Origin of the sequence: Saccharopolyspora dendranthemae (assembly GCF_007829955.1) — a bacterium.
Classification (GTDB): Bacteria; Actinomycetota; Actinomycetes; order Mycobacteriales; family Pseudonocardiaceae; genus Saccharopolyspora; species Saccharopolyspora dendranthemae.
In genome coordinates this window covers 1428797-1450929 of record NZ_VIWX01000001.1, presented here as the reverse complement: position 1 = coordinate 1450929, position 22133 = coordinate 1428797, and the positions used below count along the sequence as shown (strand labels likewise).

The window sequence follows — 22133 nt, the reverse complement described above, 5'->3', positions numbered from 1 at the left end:
AGGTTGTTCCGGTGAAGCGGCCTCGCGCGCGGTCGTTGATCTCTAGCATTCCCCGTCGGGCTTCGAGAGCCCTGATGAGTGTCCACAATGGATGGGGAGAGAGCGTGGACTTCCGGAAGAGCTTGACCGGGTTGCTGGGTGCGTTCGTGTGGATCGCGCTGGGCTGCGGCGGGATTTACGTGTTCGTCGAGGCGGTGACCGGGGAGACGGGGGTGCGCATCCCGTACTTCCTGGTCCTGGCACCGGTCGCTGTCGTGGTCGGGCTGGTCAAGCTCGTCAAGAACCTGCTGCGGTCGCTGACGATGCGGATCGACGAGCGCGGGATCCTGATCCACCACTCCGCGGACCGGGTGAAGGTGGAGCTGGGCTGGCAGTACGTCGCCGCCGTCTCGGTGACGCAGCTGCCCACGCCGAAGGATCCGCGCAGCACCGCCGATTACCTGGTGGTGTGGACCCACGGCGGGTTCAACCCGGGCGTGCCGCCGGAGTGGGCGTTCCAGAACGACGGGTGGACCGGGTACCGGCTGATCGCGCTCGGGGCCCTCCGCGAGAGCGCCGAGCAGGTCACGCAGGCGCTGCAGCACTACGCGGCGCCGGTGCTGCGCTGAGGCTCACTCGAAGGAGCGGGCCAGGGTGGCGGGAAGGTCGCCGGAGTGGACGATGCCGAGGCGCTGGGTGGCCCGGGTCAGGGCCACGTAGAGGTCGTTGAGGCCCCGGTCGGAGGCCGCGAACACCTCCTCCGGCTGGACCAGCAGCACGGCGTCGAACTCCAGGCCCTTGGCCTCGTCGATCGTCAGCAGCACCGCAGGGGATTCGAGGTCGTCGGACCTCGTGCCGATCACCGCGTCCGGCAGCGCCTCGGCCAGGCCCGGCCCGATCTCGGCGAGCAGGTCGGGCGGCATCAGCACCGCCAGCCGCCCCTCGGGAACCTCGGCGAGCTCGTCCGAAACCGCGTGCGGGAGCTCGGAGACCAGGTCCTCGCGCGAGATCTGCTGCGCCCACGGCAGGTTTCCGGTGCTGCGGACCGACTGCGGCGGCTCCAGATCCGTGTCCATGTCGGACAGAACCTCGGCGGCCACGTCCATGATCTCGGTCGGGGTCCGGTAGTTGACCGTCAGCTCCGCCAGGTTCCAGCGGTCCTGCACGTACGGGCTGAGCACCTCGTCCCACGACCTCGCGCCGGCCGGCGCGCCCGTTTGCGCCACGTCGCCGACCAGCGTCATCGACCGGCTCGGGCAGCGGCGCATCAGCACTCGCCACGCCATCTCCGAGAGCTCCTGGGCCTCGTCGACGATGACGTGCCCGAAGGTCCAGGTCCGGTCCTCGGCGGCGCGTTCGGCGGCGGTCAGATCGCTGCTGGTGCGGAACCGCTCGGCCAGCAGCTCGGCGTCGAGCACGTCGGAGACCCGGAGCCGCTCCTCGTCGGCGATCTCCTCGTCCTGCTCCATGATGTGCAGAACGCCCTGCGCGTAGGCGAGTTCTTCGCGCTCCTGGCGCTCGCGGTCGGCCCGCTGCTGCGCGTCGTCCTCGCCGAGCAGCTCGGCCAGCTCGTCCAGCAGTGGCACGTCGGCCGGGGTCCACGGCGTGCCCGCCGGGCGCAGCAGGGCGTCGCGCTCGTCGTCGTCGAGGGGCTTCGCCGTGGCCGTGGCCAGCCGGTCCGGCGAGCTGAGCAGCTCGTCGAGCAGCACCTGCGGGCCCATCTCCGGCCACAGCTCGTCGAGAGCGGCGGTCACGGCGGGCTCGGCCCGCAGCTCGGTGTTGATCTCGTCCAGATCGCGCCGGTCCAGCAGCTCCCGGCCGAGCCGGTCGGCGACCTGCAGGGTCAGCGCGCGGAACATCTCGTCCTGGAAGACCCTGCGGGCCAGGTTGTGCGGGCGGCGGGTCCGGCGGGCGCGGGTGCGCGCGGCGGTGGCGTCCTTGCGGCGCAGGTGGAGCGGCTCGCGGTCGAAGGTGACCTCGACGCCGTCGCGCGGCACCTGCTGCCGGTCCCGGACCGCGGCGGTGAGCACGTCGGTCATGCTCTGCCGCCCCTTGATCTCGGCGGTGCGCGCGGATTCGGTTCCGGTCGCGACGATCCCGGGGTAGAGACTGCCCACAGTGGACAGCAATACTCCGGTCTCGCCCAGCGACGGCAGCACCTGGCCGATGTAGCGCAGGAACGTCGGGTTCGGCCCCACCACCAGGACGCCGCGCTTGGAGAGCTGCTCGCGGAACGTGTAGAGCAGGTAGGCCGCGCGGTGCAGCGCGACGGCGGTCTTGCCGGTACCCGGTCCGCCCTGCACTACCAGCACGCCGTTCATGCCCGCGCGGATGATGCGGTCCTGCTCGGCCTGGATCGTGGAGACGATGTCCTGCATCTCACCGGTGCGCCGGGCGTCGAGCCGCGCCAGCAGCGTCGCCTCTCCCGCCAAGCCGAGATCGCTGCCCTGCTCGGCCGCGTCGAGATCGAGGATCTCGTCCTCGTAGTCGAGGACCTTGCGCCAGCTGGTCTTGAGGTGCCTGCGCCGCTGCACGTCGTCGCGAGCGGCGGCGGTGGCCAGGTAGAACGGGCGAGCCGCCGGTGCGCGCCAGTCCAGCAGCAGCGGCTCGTACTCGTTGTCCTCGTCGAACAGGCCGAGCCTGCCGACGTGGAAGGTCTCACCGCCGTCGAGATCCAGGCGACCGAAGCACATCCCGTGTTCCACCGCGCTGAGCTGGGTCAGCTTGTCGGTGTACATCCGGGTGGAGATGTCGCGCTCGGTGCGGGCCTGCGGCGGGCCGCCGCTGTCGCGCAGCGTGTCCTTGAGCCGCTGGGTGGTCTCCGCTCTCAGATCGTCGAGCTTGCCGTACAGCACGTTCAGGTAGCGCTGCTCGGCCGCGATCTCCTCGGCACGGACGGTTTCCCGATCAACTCGGGCGTCGGACAATTCGCCACCTCAAACCAGGCGCGGACAAGACAACCGGGCCTTCATGGCCCGACCTGCCAATATACCGCGCCTCCGGAGCCCGGGCGTCCAGTCGCGCGCCGGTGCCGGCACGGCGCACGGATTTCAGCGGGAATCGCACACCCGGGCGCGGGTGCCGTGCAGGGGGCGGAGAGCGGTGAACCCCCTGGCCCGGGGGACGGGGCCGCAGGGGGTTCACCTGGGTGGCAGTCGTCAGACGACTGCGGAGATTCCGAGGATCACGACGAAGGAGACGACCGAGAGGAGGGTCTCCATCGCCGACCACGTCTTGAGGGTCTGGCCGACGGTCATCCCGAAGTACTCCTTGACCAGCCAGAACCCGGCGTCGTTGACGTGCGAGAGGAACAGCGAGCCGGAGCCGATGGCCAGCGCGACCAGCGCGCCCTGCGCGGGTGGCAGACCCATCACCATCGGGGCGACCATCCCGGCGGCCGAGATCGTGGCCACCGTCGCCGAACCCGTCGCGACGCGGATGCCGACGGCGATCAGCCAGCCCAGCACCAGCGGCGAGAGGCTGGCACCGGTAGCCAGACCGGTGATCGTGTTGTTCACGCCGGATTCGACCAGCGTCTCCTTGAAACCGCCACCGGCACCGACGATCAGGATGATCCCGGCGATGGCGGGCAGCGAGCCGCCGACGACGTCGGAGAGCTGGTTGCGGGAGAACCGGGCGCCGCGGCCCAGCACCACGATCGCGATCAGGACCGTCAGCATCATCGCCACGACCGGCGTGCCGATGGTGTCCAGGACCGTGTACCCGAGCGAGTCCTCGGGCAGGGTCAGGTCGGCGACCGACTTGCACAGCATCAGCACGACCGGCAGCAGCAGCATCGCCACGGCGGCGACGAAGCTCGGCCGGTGCGGGTGCTCCTCCTTCTCCGGGGTCTTGCCCAGGAGCTGGGTGGCGGGCGGCAGGTCGACGCGCCGGGAGATGTAGGAGCCGAACAGCGGGCCGGCCACGATCGCGGTCGGGATCGCCACCACGATGCCCAGCGCCAGCGTGATCCCGAGGTCGACGTGCAGCGCGTCGACGGCGGCCAGCGGGCCGGGGTGCGGCGGGACGAGTCCGTGCAGGATCGACAGACCGGCCAGCGCGGGGATGCCGATCCGCAGCATCGGCTGCTCGGTCCGGGCGGCGACCATGACCACCACCGGGACCAGCAGCACGACGCCGACCTCGAAGAACATCGGCAGACCCAGCAGCGCGGCGATGAACACCATCGCCCACGGCAAGGTCTTGCTCGTGGTCCGGCGCATCACCGTCTCGACCACCCGGTCGGCGCCGCCGGTGTCGGTGAGCAGCTTGCCGAGCATCGCGCCCAGCGCGACGAGCAGTCCGACGTCGCCGACGGTCTCGCCCAGGCCCTTGGTGAAGGTGTCCACGAGGTCGGCGAAGGGCATCCCCGCGACCACGCCGAGGGTGGTCGCGCCGATGGCGAGGGAGAGGAAGGGATGAAGCTTCGCCCAGCTGATCAGCAGCACGATCACCGCGATGCCGGCGACCGCGGCGCTCAGCAGGCGGGTGTCGTGCGCCGTCCAGGCCGCTGCCTGGGTGAGCGGGGCGGGAAGGCTGGAAAGCATGGGGGGCTCCTCGTTGAGCAGCTGGTGCGCGCCACAGCCTAAGCAATAAGTATGACTTTTAGCTCTTCCTTACCGATTAAGTATGACTGTTACGCCCGTCACCCGGGGTCGCCGCCTACTCTCGGGCACTGGTCGAACGCGTTTTCACCGGTGAAGGAGCGTGTCGGATGAGCGGCGGGCTGCACGGCAAGGTGCTGGAAGTGCTCGGGCGGGAGATCGCCGCGGGCACCCACGCGCCCGGCAGCGTGCTGCGCATCGAGCAGCTGGAGGACCGGTTCGGGATCTCGCGCAGCGTCGCCCGCGAAGTGGTGCGCACGCTCGGCTCCATCCGGCTGGTCGTGGGCCGCAAGCGGGTCGGCATCGTGGTGCGCCCGCGCGAGGAGTGGAACAGCTTCGACCCGATGCTGATCCGCTGGAGGCTGGCCGCCGACCGCTCGGCCGAGCTCAAGACCCTCGCCGAGCTGCGCACCGCCGTCGAGCCGGTCGCCGCCGCGGCCGCCGCCGACCGCGCGGCGGACGAGCACGCCGCCCGCCTGGTCACGCTCGCCGAGCGGATGGTGGCCACCTCGCGCGCGGGCGATCTCGACGCGTTCATGGACGCCGACGTCGAGTTCCACCGGTTGATCCTCAGCGCCTCCGGCAACGAGCTGTTCGCCCAGCTCCACGAGGTCGTCGAGGAGCTGCTGCGCTGGCGCGCCGGGCAGGGCCTGATGCCGATCCACCCGCGTGCGGTCGCGGTCCGCCTGCACTGCGAGATCGCCGAGTGCATCCGCGCGGGCGACAAGGTTCGCGCCGAGTGGGCCATGCGCGAACTCGTCGCCGAAGCACTCGAAGGCACCCTCGAGGGCCTGGAGCCCTGAGCGTCACCCACTCCCAGTTTTAGGGATCATTGCAGAATCACTTTGCGTGGCGGTGCGGGTAGCGGAACCTCACACGCCGCCTGGACTCCGTGCGCCACTCCTGATGTCTTCCGCTTACCCCGGGGGTGGACATCGGCGTCGCGGCGTACTCGCCAGACAGCGGGTAAGAAATCCCCACAGGGGAAGGCACCGCGGTGCGGGCTTAGTCCCACGCCTGAAGCAACGGCTGCCGCCCAGGCAGGTCCCAGTTTTAGTCCTAACTGAGCCGACATTTCGGGCATGATCATGGCTCAGTTTGGACTAAAACTGGGACCTGGTGCGGCGGCGGGAGTGCCGGACGCACGAATCCCCCGCGACCTCGGGGGAGCGGTCGCGGGGGATTCGCCGGGTCGGGATCAGCAACCCCGGGATCAGTAGCCCTGGTAGCTGCCTCCGGAACGCAGGCCCGAGACGCCCGGCACGTCGGCGACGGAGCCGTAGCGGTCGATCGAGTAGCGGGTGGCGGCGACGATGTTGTCGACCGGGTCGTAGATGTTCTGGTGGCCCGGAACGGCGAACGACTGGAAGGTCGGCTCGATGGTCTGCATCAGACCGATCGACGGGGTGCCGGCCGCGGCGTTGGAGTCCCAGTTGTTCGTGGCGCTCGGGTTGCCGTTGGACTCCTTCATGATGATCGTCCGGATGGCCTCGGAGTCGATCTGGTCGCGGGAGACGCCGTGGCGCTCCAGAACCTTGATCGCTTCCTTGATCCAGGCGTCGACCTGGTCCTTGGGCTTCTCCTCCGGTGCCGGCACGGCTGCGGGAGCCGGGACGGACTCGGCGAGCGGTGCGGGCAGGTCGACCGGTGCGGGCTGCGCGACGGGGGCGGGCGCGGCCTGGGGCTGGACGATCGGAGCGGGGGCGGGAACGGGGTGCTGCGCCGCGGGGGCTGCGGCCAGCGGGGCGACCTCGGCGGCCTGGTGGACCGGCGCGCTCTGGGTGGCGACGTCCTCGCCGCCGGCTCCGGCGGTGAACACGCCGAGCACGCCGAAGGCCGCCACGGCGGTGCCGATCTGCAGCGAGCGCATCTTGGGGGCGACGCGGTGCGAGCGGTCGCCGGACTCGCCGAGGAAGGTCGCGCGCAGTCGGTTGCCGAAGGGCACCGTCCTCTCCCAACGGTGCCGGCCGGTCTGCTGATCCTGCGGGGTGTCGGGGGTGATCTGGTCGGGGTTCTTCGTGTCGTCGGGGGTCACGAGAACCCAGACTCCGGAACGGAGAGTCACCGTGCATGGTGGTTTCTACGGGGTCGACTACCTAGATTGGGCTATTCGGGCAGTTCGAAGAACGTTTTTAACTACCCAATGTGATAGTAGGCAAGAACGTTACAGGGCTTCGCTGTCGGCTCCGTCACCCGTTCGCTGGCCCGCGACCCACCCCGCGATCTGCGCGCGGGAGGTGAAGTCGAGCTTGGTCAGGATGTTCTGCACGTGGCCTTCGACGGTCCGCTGAGCGATCACCAGGTTCTCGGCGATGTCCTTGTTGGTGCGCCCCTGGCTGACCAGATCGGCGATCTGGCGCTCGCGGCGGGTCAGCGGCATCGGGTGGACGTTGTCCTCGGACTCCGAACCGGAGGACGAGCGCTTGCCGCTCTGCTTGATCTCCAGCGCGTAGTCCACCGCGTGCGTCAGGGACATCTCCCGGCCGCGCTCGTACTGCTCGTCGAAGGACTCCGGCCCCAGCGCCGTGCGGATCTGCATCAGGTGCTGGTCGTGATCACCGGCGAACCGGGCCCAGTACCCGGGGGCCGAGCGCACCGCGTCCCACAGCGCCGAGGACGTGCCCAGCAACCGGGCAGCGCGCTCGAACCGCTGCTGCCGGTGCGCGATCCAGGCGAGCGTGTCCAGGCTGAACGCGCTGCCCAGCCGGTTGTCGAGCCTGCGCTGCAGCCGCAGCGCCTCCTTCACCGAGTTCTCCGCCCGGTCGGCGCGGTCGCGCAGCATCTGCACCTGCGCCGTCGCCCACTGCGCGTAGGAGCGCCAGTACAGCTCGCCGTGCTCGGTGGACAGCTGGATGCACTCGGCGAGCAGCCGCAACCCCGCGTCGGGATCGGCGCCCACGCCGTTGATCAGGCCGAGCGCGTGCAGCGACCACAGCTCACCGGCCAGCTCCTCGTGCCGTCGGAACTGCTCCAGCGCCCCGCCGGCCAGTTCGGCACCGCGCCGCTGGTCGTTCTGGAAGAACGCGATCAGCCCGTGCAGCAGCGTCAGGTAGGCGCGCTCGATCTCGTCACCGCGCTGGGTGGCGAGGACGGTCGCGCGCTCCAGCGCGGGCTGCACCTTCTCCAGATCGCCCTGCAGCAGCGCGAACCACGCGCTGACCCGCAGCGCCTTGGCGCGTTCGGGCAGGTCGCGAGGGGTGCTCTCCAGGGCCTCGTCCAGCCAGTGGCGGGCCTCGGTGTTCAGGCCGCGGATCCCCCAGTACTGCCAGAGGTCGGTGACCAGCCGCAGCGCCGTGCCCCCGGTGTCGGTGCCCTCGGAGGCGTGTTTCAGGGCCATCCGCAGGTTGTCCTGCTCGTGCCGCAACCGCTGCACCCACGCGGGCTGGTCGGGGCCGATCCACTCGGCGGCGAACCGCGCGCTGAGCTCCGCGAAGAAGCTGCAGTGCCGGCCTCGCACGAGGTCGACCTCGCCGTACGCGGCGAGCTTGTCCATGCCGTACTCGCGCAGCGTGTGGGTCAGCCGGTAGCGGACCTCGCCGCCGTCCTCCTCGCGCATCAGCACGGACTTGTCGACCAGCGAGTGCACGGCGGTGAGGATGTCGACGCCCTTGCCGTCGCCCGCGACGTGCTCGGCGGCGGCGAGGTCGAAGCTGCCGGAGAACACCGACATCCGGGCCCACGCCCGCCGGTCGCGCTCGTCGAGCAACTCGTAGCTCCAGTCGATCAGCGCCCGCAGCGTCTGCTGGCGTGCGGGAGCGCCGCGACGGCCCTCGGTGAGCAGGTCGTACCGCTCGGCGAGGCGCTCCTCCAGCTGCTGCAGCGACAGCGACCGCAGGCGCACCGCCGCCAGCTCTATGGCCAGCGGGTTCCCGTCGAGGTGGTGGCACAGCCGCATCAGCGCCTCGGCGTTGTCGGCGGTGACCTCGAACTCCGGAACGGCGGCCTTGGCGCGGTCGACGAACAGCCGGACCGAGGCGAACTGCTCGTAGGCCTCGGCGGGCGGCAGGTGGTCGAGATCGGGCACCTGCATCGGCGGCACGACGACGGTGGACTCGCCCGCCACGCCCAGCGACTGCCTGCTGGTGGCCAGCACGCGGACGCCGGGGCACCAGCGCATGATCGCGTCGACCAGCAGCGCGACGTCCTCGATCACGTGCTCGCAGTTGTCCAGGACCAGCAGCATCTCGCGGTTCTTGAGCTGGTCGACGATCGTCTCCAGGCTCGCGGCGGCGGACGGGCCGCCGAGTCCGAGCTGCTCGATGACGGCGTCGAGCACCAGCGCGCCGTCGTCGAGGTTCTCCAGCTCCACGAACCAGGCCTTGTCGCGGAACGAGCGGCGCATGTTGGAGGCCACGCGCACGGCCAGCCGGGTCTTGCCCACTCCGCCGGGCCCGGTGAGGGTGACCACGCGCGACTCGGAGAACAGTCGCTTGGTGAGGGTGATCTCACGACGCCGGCCGACGAAGCTCGTCACGTCGGCCGGGAGGTTGCCCGCCGATTCACGCACGCGGGCCTTGGCAGTGGAGACCACGCATGCGAGCTTAGCTCGCGAACCGCCCGCTGACCTGGGATCTTGGTCCGGCCGCAGCCGCCACCCGGTCGAGTGGACTTCGAAGATCAGCCGACGGGAAGTAGTCGCCAGGTCCACTCGACCGGGGGTTTCGCGCCCCGGGAACCGGGTGTTGGGGCCTTCGGAGTCCGGCCCCGGATCTCGGGAGTCCGCGTCGGAGGAGGTCCCAGCCTCGCCCCGGGGCGAGGCTAGGGTCGTGGGGTGCGGTTCGAGGGTTTCGGTGACGGGGCGGTGGAGTTCTACGAAGGGCTCCTGGCGGACAACTCGAAGGCCTACTGGGCCGACAACAAGGAGCTCTACGCCGAGCACGTGCGGGCGCCGATGGAGGCGCTGCTGGCCGAGCTGGAGCCCGAGTTCGGTCCCGGCTTCGGCAAGGGCAAGGTCTTCCGGCCGTTCCGCGATGTGCGGTTCAGCCACGACAAGTCGCCGTACAAGACCCACTGCGGAGCCGTCATCGAGCAGGGGAGAGGCGGCGGCGCGTACTACGTCGAGGTCGGTCCGGAGGGCATGCGGGTGGCCGGCGGCTGCTACCACACCGAATCCGACCAGCTGGCGCGTTTCCGGGGCGCCGTGGACACCGAGATCCACGGTGAGGAGCTGCGGAGGCTCCTCGACGCGCTGAGCGAGCGGGGCTGGGAGATCGCCGGGACCGCGCTGGCGACCCGTCCGCGCGGCTTCGCCCCGGACCACCCGAGGCTCGACCTGCTCAGGCACAAGTCGCTCTACGCCACGCGTACCTGGGAACCCGACGACGCGTTGCACGAACGCGAGTGCCTGACCCGGGTGCGGGAGTCGTGGGAAGCCGTGCGCGACCTCAACCGGTGGTGCGCCGACCACATTGGGGTCACCGAGAAGAAGCGCCGCTGAACACTTCGTGAACATCCCAGTTTTAGTCATAACCGAGCCATGATCATGTCCGAAATGTCGGCTCAGTTAGGACTAAAACTGGGAGCTGGTTACCGACGCTCGCGGCGGGTCGCGGAGTGGATGGCGAGCAGTGCCCAGCCGAGGAGGGCGCCGGCGACGTCCACGACGGCGTCGAGGAGTTCGCAGCTGCGGCCCAGCGGCAGCACGCCCTGCAGCACCTCCGACAGCGCGGCGTACGCGGTGAGGCTCGCGAGCAGCCACGAGGTGCGCGCCCCGGCGATCCGGCCGGTGATCGCGAGCGCCGCGAAGAGGGTGAGGTGCACCACCTTGTCGGTTCCCGGCGGGGCTGTCGGGACGCCCGATTCCGGGGTGAACAGCACGACCCAGCTCACCAGCAGCGCGATCATGAGTGGAAGTCGTGTGAACTGGCTTCTGTAATGATCCAGCAACGAAATCACCGATCAGCTTCTTGGGGCGTGGCTGAGTGCTGCACCCGGGCGGCAAGAGACTACGCTGACGTGATGTGAGTCGACGAGCCAAGATCGTTTGTACCATGGGCCCCGCCACCGCCAATCCGGAGAAGGTGGCCGAGCTCGTCAGCAGCGGAATGGACGTCGCCAGGCTGAACTTCAGCCACGGCAGCCACGCCGACCACCAGCAGGTCTACGACATGGTCCGGGCCGCGGCGAAGGAATCCGGCCGCGCCGTGGGCATCCTAGGAGACCTGCAGGGACCGAAGATCCGGCTCGGGAAGTTCGCAGCCGGACCGGTCGAGTGGCGAACCGGCGACGTCGTGCGCATCACGGTCGATGACGTGCAGGGCACGCACGACCGGGTGTCCACCACCTACAAGGGCCTGGCCGAGGACGCCAAGAAGGGCGACCGGCTGCTGGTCGACGACGGCAAGGTCGCGATGGTCGTGACCTCCGTCGAGGACAACGACGTCGTGTGCGAGGTGACCGAGGGCGGTCCCGTCTCCGACAACAAGGGGATCTCCCTGCCGGGCATGGACGTCTCAGTTCCCGCGATGTCCGAGAAGGACATCGAGGACCTGGAATTCGCCCTGGAACTGGGCGTGGACTTCATCGCGCTGTCCTTCGTGCGCAGCCCCGCCGACATCGACCTGGTCCACCAGGTGATGGACCGCGTCGGCCGCCGCGCACCGGTCATCGCGAAGCTGGAGAAGCCGGAAGCGGTCGACAACCTCGAAGCCATCGTGCTGGCCTTCGACGGCGTCATGGTCGCTCGTGGTGACCTCGGCGTGGAGCTCCCGCTCGAACACGTCCCGCTGGTCCAGAAGAAGGCGATCCGCATCGCGCGGGAGAACGCCAAGCCGGTCATCGTGGCCACCCAGATGCTGGACTCGATGATCCAGAACTCGCGCCCGACCAGGGCCGAGACCTCCGACGTCGCCAACGCCGTCCTCGACGGGGCCGACGCGGTGATGCTCTCCGGTGAGACGAGCGTCGGCCGCTACCCGATCGAGACGGTGCAGACCATGGCCCGCATCGTCGAAGCCGTGGAATCCGGTTCGCCCACGCCGCCGCAGCTGAGCCACGTCCCGCGCACCAAGCGCGGCGTGATCTCCTACGCGGCTCGTGACATCGGTGAGCGCCTCAACGCCAAGGCTCTGGTGGCCTTCACGCAGTCCGGCGACACCGTGCGCCGGCTCGCGCGGCTGCACACCCGCCTGCCGCTGCTGGCGTTCACCCCCGAGGAGTCGGTGCGGAGTCAGCTCGCTCTCACTTGGGGGACGGAAACGTTCTTGGTGCCTAAGGTGGACACAACGGACCAGATGGTGCGGCAGGTCGACCAGGCGATGTTGTCCCTGGGCAAGTCGCAGCGCGGCGACATGGTCGTCGTGGTCGCGGGTTCGCCGCCGGGCACGGTCGGTTCGACCAACCTCATCCGCGTGCACCGGCTGGGCGAGGAAGACCACGTCTGATCGGCCTTCGGACGGGGGCGATCAGCTCCCGTCCGGCCGGTCGGGCGCACGAACCTAGGAGCACTCAGTGACGGAAGCGGCCAGGGCCGCAGCAGCCGACCCGACCGGAACTCACCTGCAGGGCGACGTTCCGCTCGACGCCAACGGCGTGCCGCACGGCCAGCCCGTGCTGGACAGCCTGGTGGCGCTGCTGGATCTGGAGCGCATCGAGGAGAACATCTTCCGCGGTGTGAGCCCCGCTTCGTCGACCATCCGCGTCTTCGGCGGCCAGGTCGCCGGGCAGGCGCTGGTGGCAGCCGGTCGCACGGTGCCGGAGGAGCGACGGGTGCACTCGCTGCACGCGTACTTCATCCGGCCCGGCGACCCGAGCATCCCGATCGTCTACGAGGTCGACCGCACTCGCGACGGTCGCTCGTTCACCACCCGTCGGGTCGTCGCGCTGCAGCGCGGCAAGACGATCTTCTCGCTCTCGGCGTCGTTCCAGGTCGACGAGAGCGGTATCGACCACGCCGAGTCGATGCCCGAGGTCCCCGATCCGGAGTCGCTGCCGACGTTCGGCGAGCGCCTGGGCGAGCTGTCGAAGTTCGGTCCGCCGCAGCCGCGGCCGATCGACGTCCGCTACGTCACCGAACCGCCGTGGGTGAGCCGGGAGACCGGACCGCGCGAGGCCCGCAACCAGGTCTGGATGCGCGCCGACGGCCGGCTGGCCGTGCCGGACGACGACCTGCTGCACGTCTGCATCGCCGCGTTCGCCTCCGACATGACCTTGCTCGACGCCCCTCTCGCGCGCCACGGCGTCTACTGGGGCCTGGACGACGTGGTCGGCGCGAGCCTGGACCACGCCATGTGGTTCCACCGCCGCTTCCGCGCCGACGAGTGGTTCCTCTACGACTGCGCCTCGCCGAGCGCCTCCGGTGGCCGGGGCCTGGCCACCGGCCGCTTCTTCTCCCAGGACGGCCAGCTCGTCGCGACGGTCGTCCAAGAAGGTCTCCTCCGCGTCAACGACTGATCTCTCGTTTCCCGGTGGTCGCCGTGCGTGGCGGTGCCGGTAGCGGAACCTGACACCCACACCGGTCTTCAGGTGCGCTTGCGGCGTTTGGGGCGCAGGTGCTTGGGGGCTGTGAGGGCTCGGGTGCGGAGTTGTTCGAGCACGATGGAGCTGGTGAAGTTCCGGACCTCCGTGCGGGAGGCGAGCTTGTCGACCAGGAACTCCTGCAGGTGCTTGGTGTCCGACACCGCGACGTGCAGCAGGAAGTCGGCCTGACCGCTCACGTGCAGCAGCGAGCGGGTCTCCGGCTGCGCCATGACGAACTCGCGGAACTGATCGACGATCTGGCGCGTGTGCGGCCGGACGTTGACCGCCACCACCGCCTCCAGCGCCAGTCCCGTCGCGGCCGGGTCGACGTCGATGTGCGACCCGGTGATGACTCCCTGTTCACGCAGCCTGCGGACTCGTTGCAGGCAGCTGGACGGCGCCAGCCCGATCCGTTCGGCGAGGGTGCGGTTCGGCAGGGTCGCGTCGTTCTGCAACTCCTCCAGAATCCACCAGTCAACCGAATCCAGTTCTACGGATTCACTCATAACCGAACATCTTACGTACGAGATGGATAACTGACGAACTAACGGCGGAGGATGTGCGCATCCACCTCCCACACATTCTTCGAAGGAGTTCGTCGTGCACATCGCCTGGGGGTCGTTCCTGCTGGCGCTGCTGGTGATCGTGCTGGTCCCCGGTCCTGACTTCGTCCTGGTGACCCGCAACGCCGCCACCGGCCGCCGCTACGGCTGGCTCGCCGCCGCAGGCGTGAACTGCGGACTCCTGCTGCACGCCACGGCCGCCACCCTCGGTCTGTCGGCCCTGGTCGCGGCGGTTCCCGCGGCGCTGTTCGTGGTCAAGGGGCTGGGTGTGGCCTACCTCGGGTGGATGGCGCTGCAGATGCTGCGCCACGCCGGTGCCCCGCAGCCCGAGACCGTCGTGGAGCAGCCGCGCTCGGGTCGCTCGGTGTTCCTGCGCGGGCTGCTCACCGACGTGCTCAACCCCAAGGTGATGCTGACGTTCCTGACGCTGCTGCCGCAGGCGATGGACCCGAGCGCGGCACCGATGCCGCAGGCCGCCCTGCTCAGCTCCGTCGCGGTGCTGGCCTTCGCCGCGTGGTGGCTGGTCGTGGTCCCGTCGGTCGGCCGGCTCGCGGCCCTGCTGGCCAGCCCCAAGCGCCGCGCGGTCTTCGAGCGCTGCTGCGGGGGAGCGCTGCTGGCGATGGCCACCTCCATCGCCGTGGGCTGATCCCGGTTCTCGATTTGCGACCTTCGGGTTGAGTTCGTTGACCTCCCACATCCGGGCTGCCTAGTCTCCGTGATCTCGGAGAGGAGCGGGGATGCGGAGAGGCTGGGCGTGCGTGGTCGGGTTGGCGGTGGCGTTCCCGCTGCTGGTGGTGCCTTCGACGGGCGCAGCGCCGACCGGGGTGGACGCGTTGAAGGTCGATCTCGACGACATCCTCGCCGATCCGCGGCTCGACGGAGCGCAGGCCGGTGTCGTGGTGCGCGATCCGGCCACCGACGAGGTGCTCTACAGCAGGCAGGCCACCGACCGCGCCACCCCGGCGTCCAACGCGAAGCTGTTCACCGCTGCTGCGGCGCTGCAGTCCCTCGGCCCGGACTACCGGTTCCGGACCCAGGTGCTCAGCGCCGCGCCGCAGCAGGGCTCGACGTTGGCGGGCGACCTCCACCTGCGCGGGACGGGTGATCCGACGGTGCTGGCCGCCGACTACGACCGGCTCGCCGCCCAGCTCGCCGAGCAGGGCGTCCGGGAGGTCCGGGGCAGGCTGCTGGCCGACGACACCTGGTTCGACGACGTTCCGCTCGGCTCGGGCTGGGCGTGGGACGACGAGCCCTACTACTACTCCGCTCCGATCTCGGCGCTCAGCGCCGCACCGGACACCGACTACGACGCGGGGAGCGCGATCGTGCGGGTCGCGCCCGCAGCGCCCGGGCAGGCGCCGGTGATCACGCTCGACCCGGCAACCGATGCGCTGACCATCGACAACGCGGCGACCACGGTCGCCGGGGGCGAGCCGGACGTCGCCGTCGAGCGCGACCACCGCAGCGGCCGGGTGGCGGTCACCGGAACCATCCCGGAAGGCGCCGAACCGGTGGAGGAATGGGTCGCCGTCCCCGACGCGACCGCCTACGCCACCGACGTCTTCGCCCGGGCGCTCGCCGCGCACGGCATCACCGTCGCGGGCACCGGGAAGGCCCCCGCTCCGCCGGGAGCGCGCGAACTCGCCGCGCGCGAGTCGATGCCGTTGCGCGATCTGCTGGTCCCGTTCCTCAAGCTCAGCAACAACGGTCACGCCGAGGTCCTGGTCAAGGCCATGGGCCGGGAGCGGGCCGGCGAGGGGAGCTGGGAGGCCGGCACCGGCGTGCTCGCCGAGGAGCTGCGCGGGCTCGGCGTGAACCCCGACGTGCTGAGCCTGGTGGACGGCTCCGGGCTGTCCCGGATGGACGGTGTGACTCCGGACCAGCTCACCGTCCTGCTGGACAACGCCGCTGGGCGCCCGTGGGCCCAGGTCTTCCACGACGCCCTGCCGGTGGCGGGTGCGCCGGACAAGTTGGTCGGCGGCACGCTGCGCAACCGGATGGCGGACACCGCGGCGGCCGGCAACGTGCACGCCAAGACCGGTTCGCTGACCGGGGTCACCTCGCTGTCGGGCTACGTCACCGCAGCCGACGGCCGGCGATTGGTGTTCTCGGTGATGTTCAACGACCACCTCTCCGAGGCTCCGCAGGACCTGGAGGACGCGATCGCGATCCGGCTCGCCGAGCACACGGGCGCCGAGGATCAGCCTCGTGGGCGCACCCGGGTCCCGCAGCAGCGCACTGTCTCCGACGACCCGCGAACCGCGCGCGACGAGAGCGCCCTGGAGTGCTCGTGGACCAAATCCTGCTGATCCGTTCTCCCGAAATCCCAAGAGTTGTTGAGGAATTGCTTTTGCACGTCGTGTGGTGGGTGGGGAAGTTTTCATGAAAACTTCCCCACCCACCACACGACGTCCCAGCGTTCTCGCCACGAAGGCGCTGGCGAGCCCGCGGCGGTGCCGGCTGCTCAGGTGCTGGAAGAGGATGCGGCTCCGCCACATTCCTCAACAGCCCTTAGGGGCAACGGTTTCGAGTTCCGTTGTCGTATCCGTGCCATACCTGAGAACAGCTCATCGGTCCCCCGGTAGCGTGACCGCCGTCAGTTGCCGCGCTCAGCCGAGGAGCCCCGTTCCCGTGACGTTCATCAGCGACACCCTGGCCATGATCGCCGGGCTTCCCCGGCCGCTCCTGGTGCTGGTCACCGGTGCCCTGGTGCTCGGCGAGTGCACGATCGGCCTGGGGTTCCTGGTGCCGGGCGAGGCCGGGTTGCTGGTGGCCTCGGCAGCGGTGAACGACCTCGGGTTCTTCCTGACGCTCGCCGGAACGGTCGCGGCGTGCGCGGCGCTGGGCGACAACATCGGCTTCTGGCTGGGTCGCCGGTATCGGCTGAAGATGCGTGAGACGAAGGTGGTGCGCAAGCTCGGGCAGCACCACTGGGACCGCGCGGGAACGCTGCTGCGGCGCTGGGGGATCGGCGCGGTGCTGCTGGGCCGGTTCCTGCCGGTGGTGCGGACGTTGCTGCCCGCTGCCGCGGGCGCTAGCGGCATGTCCTACCTGCGGTTCTTCTTCTCGTCTCTGATCGGTGCGATCGCCTGGTCAGCGACCCACGTCGGCATCGGCTGGGCCGCGGGAGCCTCGGCGAAGTACGTCGAGTCGCTGTTCGGCCGGGCGAGCTGGGTGCTCGCGATCGTGATCGTGCTGATCGGAGTGGGCGTCTGGCTGTGGAAGCGGCGCAGGTCGCGCGGTCAGGTCGTGGTGACCGAGGAGCAGCCGGAGGACGTCGAAACCGCCGCCTGAGGGGTCTTTCGACGGCTCAGCGAGATGCGGACGCCTCGGGTGAGCGCCTGCTGCTCCTGCGGGGTGGCGTAGCAGCGAGTCTCATTCATGTTTCTGGACTCTAATGCATGTTTTCAGGCGAATCCAATGGTGAAGGGGCAGGCGGCCGTTGGTAGGCAGACCCCGCCTCCGTTGAGCGGAGTGCGCTTGGTCGCACGGGTGGGACTAGACTCGAACGCATGGCACACGCTGGCGCGAGCGACGTGACCGCAGCTTCAGAGGACAGCGACTTCGTGGAATACCTCGAACGTCATCTGGCGGAACGCGGCTGGACCGTGCACGACTTCTGCGAGCACAGCGGGCTGAAGCCCAGCGTGGTCTTCCGCTGGCGGAAGGGCTACCGGCCCGACATCGGCAACGCCCGGATCATGGCCCGCTCCCTCGGCGTCCCGCTGCTGGAAGTGCTGGTCAAGGCCGGGAGGTTGAGTCCCGCCGAGGCCGGAGCCGAAGTGCGGATCATCCCCGAACTCGACTCGGTGCCGACGCAGGTGCTGCTGCGCGAGGTCAGCGCGCGCGTGCAGCGGCTGGAGCGCTCCGCCGAGTCGGGGCACGCGGAAGCCGGGGTCTAGGCTCGCCCGGGAATCGGAAGCGGTTGGCTCTCGCAGCGGTTCGCGGTCCGCAGCCGACCGGCGGAGGAGAGGTGACACCGTGAACCCACCGTCCAGCGCGGCCGCCATCGCGGCTCCGCGAACGGGAGAGCGACTGCACGTGGCGGTCGAGACCTCGGCGGGCGAGACCTACCTGATCGCGTTCATCGACAGCGCCCGCGACGGCGGCTGCGAGCCGTGCGAGCTGTCCCCGGACGAGGCCCGCGAGCTGGCCAGAGCGGTGTTGCGCCTGCTCGAGGTCGAGGACGGGCAGGTCTCGTTCCCCCTCCCGCGCACCGACCAGCAGCTCAACCTCGCGATCGAGGCCGACGACGGCGAGCCCTACCTGGTCACCTGGCTCGGCCGCACGGCGTGCGAGGCCGGTTACGAGCCCAGCGAGCTCAGCGGCGCGGAGGCCAGGCAGCTGGCCCGCGCTCTGCAGGACCTCGCCGACGTCGCCGAAGGCGCATGACGAAGGCCCCGACCGATCCGGTCGGGGCCTCCACCGAGCGGGTCAGACCTGGGCGGTCTGCTTCTTGCGGCTCGTCAGGTAGCCGACGACCAGCGCGATCACCAGCACCGGTGTGATGTAGAGGGCGATGCGGGTCTCGGAGTCGAAGGCCAGCAGCACGACGACGAACGCCAGGAACGCCAGCACCACGTAGTTGGAGTACGGCGCCAGCGGCATCTGGAACCGGCCCTGGGTCAGCTCACCGCGCGCGACCTTGCGGCGGTAGCCCAGGTGCGAGATGAGGATCATCCCCCAGGTGAAGATGGCTCCCACGGTGCTCGCGCTGGTGATGTAGGTGAACGCCTGCTCCGGTGCGAGGTAGTTGAGCGCGACGCCGATCAGCATCGCGCAGAACGTCACGCCGATCGCCCGCGCGGGAACCGCCCGGCCGGAGAGCTGCCCGAACCTGCGCGGCGCCTGGCCGTCCTCGGACAAGGTGCGCAGCATGCGGCCGGTGGAGTAGATGCCGCTGTTGCACGACGACAGCGCGGCCGTGGTGACCACGAAGTTGATGACACCCGCGGCGGCCGGGATGCCGATCAGCGTGAAGGCGTGCACGAACGGGCTGCCGCTGGCGGGGAACTGGTGCCACGGCACCAGCGCGGTCAGCGCGACCAGCGCGCCCACGTAGAAGATCAGGATTCGCAGCATCACCGAGTTGATGGCGCGCGGCAGCACCTTCTGCGGGTTGGCGCTCTCGCTGGCGGTCTGGCCGACCATCTCCACGCCCACGAACGCGAACATCACGATCTGGAAGGCCATCAGCGAGGACGCGGTGCCGTTGGGGAACCAGCCGCCCTGCCCCCAGATGTTGCTCAGCGACGCGGTGTCGCCGACGTTGGAGAAGCCGAACACCAGGATCAGCGCGGTGAGCACGATCAGCCCGACGATCGCCAGCACCTTGATCAGCGCGAACCAGAACTCGAACTCACCGAAGAGCTTCACGGCGATCAAGTTGACCGCGCTGAGCACGATCAGCGCTCCGAGCGCCGGGATCCACTGCGGGACCTCCGGGAACCAGAACTGGAAGTACTCGCCCACCGCCGTGATCTCGGCCATCCCGGTCACGATCCACACCAGCCAGTAGCCCCAGCCGGTCGCGAACCGCGCCCACGGGCCCACGAACTCGCCCGCGTACTCCGCGAACGAGCCGCTGACCGGCCGGTACATCAGCAGTTCGCCGAGCGCGCGCATGACGAAGAAGATCATCACGCCGGCGATGGCGTAGATCAGGATCAGGCCGGGGCCGACCTGGTGCAACGCCTTGCCGGAGCCGAGGAACAGCCCGACACCGATCGCGCCACCGATGGCGATCATGTTGATGTGCCGAGTGCTGAGATCTCTCTTGTACTCGGCCACTGGTTGGCTCATGGGAGTGAATCTCCTTCATGGACTTCGGACCGCTGGTTCTCCGGCGCGATCAACCGGTGGGTTCGCCGAGATAATCCACCCCATGCCGAACTGCGGCAAGGGGACGGGAGATTCCGGGAGCGCAACGTCGCCGGGCGCGATCGGTCCACATCGGAGGGTGCAGAAAAAACGCCGCATTCCGGACACAGTGGACCGGAACGCGGCGTTTCGCTCAGACGATCAGAGGTTCGGGTAGAGCGGGTGCTTGGCGGCCAGGGCTTCCACCCGGGCGCGCAGCTCCGCGCTGACCGACTCGTCGAAGTTCGGCTTGAGGGCCTGCGCGATCACCTCGGCGACCTCGGTGAACTCCTCCTTGCCGAAGCCGCGGGTGGCCAGGGCCGGGGTGCCGATCCGCAGACCCGAGGTGACCATCGGCGGCCGGGGGTCGTTCGGGACCGCGTTGCGGTTCACCGTGATGCCGATCTCGTGCAGACGGTCCTCGGCCTGCTTGCCGTCCAGCTCGGAGTTGCGCAGGTCCACCAGCACCAGGTGCACGTCGGTGCCACCGGACACCAGCGAGACACCGGCCTCGGTGGAGTCGGCGGCCAGCAGGCGCTCGGCCAGGATGCGGGCGCCCTCGACCGTGCGGCGCTGGCGGTCCTTGAACTCCTCGCCCGCGGCGATCTTGAAGGCCACCGCCTTGCCCGCGATGACGTGCTCCAGCGGGCCGCCCTGCTGGCCGGGGAAGACCGCGGAGTTGAACTTCTTGGTGAACTCCTCGTCGTTGGACAGGATCACACCACCGCGCGGGCCGCCCAGGGTCTTGTGCGTGGTCGTGGTGACCACGTGCGCGTGCGGCACCGGCGACGGGTGCACGCCGGCGGCCACCAGGCCCGCGAAGTGCGCCATGTCGACCATCAGGTACGCGCCGACCTCGTCGGCGATCTCGCGGAACCGCTTGAAGTCCAGCTGGCGCGGGTAGGCCGACCAGCCCGCGACGATCAGCTGCGGCTTGTTCTCCCGCGCCAGGCGAGCGACCTCGTCCATGTCGACCCGGTGGTCGGACTCGGTGACGTGGTACGGCACGACGTTGTAGAGCTTGCCGGAGAAGTTGATCCGCATGCCGTGGGTGAGGTGGCCACCGTGGGCGAGGTCGAGGCCCATGATGGTGTCGCCCGGCTTGAGCAGCGCGAACATCGCCGCCGCGTTGGCCTGCGCACCCGAGTGCGGCTGCACGTTGGCGTAGGTGGCGCCGAAGAGGTCCTTGATCCGGTCGATCGCGAGCTGCTCGACGACGTCGACGTGCTCGCAGCCGCCGTAGTAGCGCTTGCCGGGGTAGCCCTCGGCGTACTTGTTGGTGAGCACGGAGCCCTGCGCCTGCAGCACGGCCTGCGGCGCGAAGTTCTCCGAGGCGATCATCTCCAGGGTGTTCTGCTGGCGACCCAGCTCGGCGCCGACCGCCGCTGCCACCTCCGGGTCAACCGTTGCCAGGGCATCGTTGAACAGATCCGGGTTAGACATCAGTGTGTGCCTCCTGTTTCTTTCTTTCAGTCAGGCGTTGCGGCGGTAGAACGGCAGCTCGACGACCTCGGCCGCGACGCTGCGGCCCCGGATGTCGACCTGCAGGGGCGTGCCGGGCTCGCTGTGCTCCCGGTCGACGTAGGCCATCCCGATGGGATGCCCGAGGGTGGGGGACGGTGCGCCGCTGGTGACCTCGCCGACCTCGGCGCCATCGGCGTCGAGGACGCGGTAGCCGTGGCGCGGCGCCCGCCGGCCCTCGGCGGTCAGTCCCACCAGGGTGCGCTCGGTGGGCTTCTCGGCAACCGCGGCCAGCGCGGACTTGCCGACGAAGTCGCCTTCCTTGTCGAGCTTGACCACTCGACCGAGGTTCGCGTGGTACGGCGTCAGCTCGGCGGACAGCTCGTTGCCGTAGAGCGGCATGGCGGATTCGAGGCGCAGCGTGTCGCGGCAGGACAGGCCGGCCGGCTGCAGGTCGTGCTCGGCGCCGGAGGTGCTCAGCGCCTGCCACACGGCCACGGCGTCGCCGGGCGCGGTGAACAGCTCGAAGCCGTCCTCGCCGGTGTAGCCGGTGCGGGCCAGCAGCACGTCCTTGCCCGCGACGGTCGCCGGGTAGCCCGCGAAGTACTTCACGGTGCTCAGGTCGGTGTCGGTCAGCGGCGCCAGGATCGCCACCGCGTTCGGGCCCTGCACGGCGATCAGCGCGTAGTCGTCGGAGGCGTCGGTGTGCGTGGCGTCGAAGTCGCTGACCCGCTCGGCGAGCTCGGCGGAGACCACGGCGGCGTTGGCGGCGTTGGCCACGACCATGAACTCCTGGTCGGCCAGCCGGTAGACGATCAGGTCGTCGAGCACGCCGCCGGAGTCGTTGCAGATCATGGTGTAGCGGGCGCGGCCGGGCGTGATGGCCGAGGCGTTGGCGACCAGCGCGTAGTCCAGCGCTTCGGCGGCCTGCGGGCCGCTGATCAGGATCTCGCCCATGTGCGTGAGGTCGAACAGGCCGGCGCTGGTGCGGACGGCGTTGTGCTCGGCGGTGTCGCCGCTGTAGCGGAGCGGCATCTGCCAGCCCGCGAACTCGGTGAAGGTGGCGCCGAGGGCTTCGTGCACCTCGTGCAGCGGCGTCTGTCGGGGCGACGACATCGGTGAAACTCCTCCTGGTGGGCGTGCCGGTCGGCAGTCGAGGGCCGGTCAGCTCACGCGCCCAACCTTATCCGGGGCGCCTCGACCCCCGACC

19 protein-coding genes are annotated in these 22133 nt (G+C 69.8%); 10 read left to right on the top strand and 9 right to left on the bottom strand.

Going from position 1 to position 22133, the window contains the following annotated elements:
• Positions 1 to 104 precede the first annotated feature (104 nt).
• Entirely contained in the window at positions 105 to 608 is a 504-nt protein-coding gene (locus FHU35_RS06535) for a hypothetical protein (protein WP_145737442.1), read from the top strand.
• 3 nt (positions 609 to 611) lie between these two features.
• Here the strand turns inward: FHU35_RS06535 and FHU35_RS06530 are convergent, their stop codons facing one another.
• A complete protein-coding gene (locus tag FHU35_RS06530; protein ID WP_145737441.1) occupies positions 612 to 2906 on the bottom strand; it encodes a HelD family protein in 2295 nt (764 codons plus the stop codon).
• A 231-nt stretch (positions 2907 to 3137) separates the two neighbouring features.
• The gene (locus tag FHU35_RS06520; RefSeq protein ID WP_145737440.1) at positions 3138 to 4526 is read right to left on the bottom strand and encodes a GntT/GntP/DsdX family permease; all 1389 of its coding nucleotides are present in this window, start codon (positions 4524 to 4526) and stop codon (positions 3138 to 3140) included.
• Positions 4527 to 4693: 167 nt separating this feature from the next.
• Here FHU35_RS06520 and FHU35_RS06515 point away from each other — a divergent pair, with 167 nt between their 5' ends.
• A complete protein-coding gene (locus tag FHU35_RS06515; RefSeq protein ID WP_145737439.1) occupies positions 4694 to 5386 on the top strand; it encodes a FadR/GntR family transcriptional regulator in 693 nt (230 codons plus the stop codon).
• Between the two features lie 410 nt (positions 5387 to 5796).
• Here FHU35_RS06515 and FHU35_RS06510 read toward each other — a convergent pair whose 3' ends face one another.
• On the bottom strand, positions 5797 to 6618 hold the full coding sequence (locus FHU35_RS06510; RefSeq protein WP_246110097.1) for a transglycosylase SLT domain-containing protein: 822 nt from the start codon (positions 6616 to 6618) through the stop codon (positions 5797 to 5799).
• A 129-nt stretch (positions 6619 to 6747) separates the two neighbouring features.
• The gene (locus FHU35_RS06505; RefSeq protein WP_145737438.1) at positions 6748 to 9114 is read right to left on the bottom strand and encodes a LuxR C-terminal-related transcriptional regulator; all 2367 of its coding nucleotides are present in this window, start codon (positions 9112 to 9114) and stop codon (positions 6748 to 6750) included.
• Positions 9115 to 9354: 240 nt separating this feature from the next.
• On the opposite strand from FHU35_RS06505, the gene FHU35_RS06500 reads away from it, so the two are divergent.
• Entirely contained in the window at positions 9355 to 10020 is a 666-nt protein-coding gene (locus tag FHU35_RS06500; RefSeq protein ID WP_145737437.1) for a DUF2461 domain-containing protein, read from the top strand.
• Between the two features lie 89 nt (positions 10021 to 10109).
• On the opposite strand, the gene FHU35_RS06495 is transcribed toward FHU35_RS06500, so the two are convergent.
• Positions 10110 to 10427 (bottom strand): VanZ family protein, encoded by a 318-nt coding sequence (locus FHU35_RS06495; RefSeq protein ID WP_186459281.1) that lies wholly within the window; start codon positions 10425 to 10427, stop codon positions 10110 to 10112.
• Between the two features lie 116 nt (positions 10428 to 10543).
• Between FHU35_RS06495 and pyk the strand changes: the two genes are divergently transcribed.
• On the top strand, positions 10544 to 11965 hold the full coding sequence (gene pyk / locus FHU35_RS06490) for a pyruvate kinase (protein ID WP_145737436.1): 1422 nt from the start codon (positions 10544 to 10546) through the stop codon (positions 11963 to 11965).
• A 67-nt stretch (positions 11966 to 12032) separates the two neighbouring features.
• On the top strand, positions 12033 to 12974 hold the full coding sequence (locus FHU35_RS06485; RefSeq protein ID WP_145737435.1) for an acyl-CoA thioesterase: 942 nt from the start codon (positions 12033 to 12035) through the stop codon (positions 12972 to 12974).
• Between the two features lie 68 nt (positions 12975 to 13042).
• Here FHU35_RS06485 and FHU35_RS06480 read toward each other — a convergent pair whose 3' ends face one another.
• Complete coding sequence (locus FHU35_RS06480) at positions 13043 to 13546, bottom strand: Lrp/AsnC family transcriptional regulator (RefSeq protein WP_145737434.1); 504 nt, start codon at positions 13544 to 13546, stop codon at positions 13043 to 13045.
• 94 nt (positions 13547 to 13640) lie between these two features.
• Here FHU35_RS06480 and FHU35_RS06475 point away from each other — a divergent pair, with 94 nt between their 5' ends.
• The 5 genes from FHU35_RS06475 to FHU35_RS06455 all read left to right on the top strand — a co-directional run bounded on the left by FHU35_RS06475 (position 13641) and on the right by FHU35_RS06455 (position 17995).
• Positions 13641 to 14249: a LysE family translocator gene (locus FHU35_RS06475; protein WP_145737433.1), complete on the top strand. Its 609-nt coding sequence runs from the start codon at positions 13641 to 13643 to the stop codon at positions 14247 to 14249.
• A gap of 91 nt (positions 14250 to 14340) precedes the next feature.
• Positions 14341 to 15912: a D-alanyl-D-alanine carboxypeptidase/D-alanyl-D-alanine endopeptidase gene (gene dacB, locus FHU35_RS06470; RefSeq protein ID WP_145737432.1), complete on the top strand. Its 1572-nt coding sequence runs from the start codon at positions 14341 to 14343 to the stop codon at positions 15910 to 15912.
• Positions 15913 to 16234: 322 nt separating this feature from the next.
• Positions 16235 to 16897, top strand: a complete 663-nt coding sequence (locus FHU35_RS06465) for a DedA family protein (protein WP_145737431.1) — start codon at positions 16235 to 16237, stop codon at positions 16895 to 16897.
• A gap of 218 nt (positions 16898 to 17115) precedes the next feature.
• Positions 17116 to 17505 carry a helix-turn-helix domain-containing protein gene (locus tag FHU35_RS06460; protein WP_145737430.1) on the top strand — a complete coding sequence of 130 codons (390 nt, stop codon included), beginning with the start codon at positions 17116 to 17118 and terminating at the stop codon, positions 17503 to 17505.
• Between the two features lie 79 nt (positions 17506 to 17584).
• Positions 17585 to 17995: a hypothetical protein gene (locus FHU35_RS06455; RefSeq protein ID WP_145737429.1), complete on the top strand. Its 411-nt coding sequence runs from the start codon at positions 17585 to 17587 to the stop codon at positions 17993 to 17995.
• A gap of 42 nt (positions 17996 to 18037) precedes the next feature.
• Here FHU35_RS06455 and FHU35_RS06450 read toward each other — a convergent pair whose 3' ends face one another.
• From FHU35_RS06450 to gcvT, 3 genes are all read right to left on the bottom strand, one after another.
• Positions 18038 to 19405: an amino acid permease gene (locus tag FHU35_RS06450; protein WP_145737428.1), complete on the bottom strand. Its 1368-nt coding sequence runs from the start codon at positions 19403 to 19405 to the stop codon at positions 18038 to 18040.
• Between the two features lie 219 nt (positions 19406 to 19624).
• A complete protein-coding gene (glyA, locus tag FHU35_RS06445) occupies positions 19625 to 20905 on the bottom strand; it encodes a serine hydroxymethyltransferase (RefSeq protein ID WP_145737427.1) in 1281 nt (426 codons plus the stop codon).
• A 30-nt stretch (positions 20906 to 20935) separates the two neighbouring features.
• Complete coding sequence (gene gcvT / locus FHU35_RS06440; protein WP_145737426.1) at positions 20936 to 22039, bottom strand: glycine cleavage system aminomethyltransferase GcvT; 1104 nt, start codon at positions 22037 to 22039, stop codon at positions 20936 to 20938.
• Positions 22040 to 22133 lie beyond the last annotated feature (94 nt).

Bases quoted from the DNA above. Each gene is read 5' to 3' on its own strand.
- FHU35_RS06520 (WP_145737440.1), bottom strand. From the start codon at position 4,526: ATGCTTTCCAGCCTTCCCGCCCCGCTCACCCAGGCAGCGGCCTGGACG.
- FHU35_RS06480 (WP_145737434.1), bottom strand. From the start codon at position 13,546: ATGAGTGAATCCGTAGAACTGGATTCGGTTGACTGGTGGATTCTGGAG.
- FHU35_RS06515 (WP_145737439.1), top strand. From the start codon at position 4,694: ATGAGCGGCGGGCTGCACGGCAAGGTGCTGGAAGTGCTCGGGCGGGAG.
- glyA (WP_145737427.1), bottom strand. From the start codon at position 20,905: ATGTCTAACCCGGATCTGTTCAACGATGCCCTGGCAACGGTTGACCCG.
- gcvT (WP_145737426.1), bottom strand. From the start codon at position 22,039: ATGTCGTCGCCCCGACAGACGCCGCTGCACGAGGTGCACGAAGCCCTC.
- dacB (WP_145737432.1), top strand. From the start codon at position 14,341: ATGCGGAGAGGCTGGGCGTGCGTGGTCGGGTTGGCGGTGGCGTTCCCG.
- FHU35_RS06460 (WP_145737430.1), top strand. From the start codon at position 17,116: ATGGCACACGCTGGCGCGAGCGACGTGACCGCAGCTTCAGAGGACAGC.
- FHU35_RS06495 (WP_186459281.1), bottom strand. From the start codon at position 10,427: ATGATCGCGCTGCTGGTGAGCTGGGTCGTGCTGTTCACCCCGGAATCG.
- FHU35_RS06450 (WP_145737428.1), bottom strand. From the start codon at position 19,405: ATGAGCCAACCAGTGGCCGAGTACAAGAGAGATCTCAGCACTCGGCAC.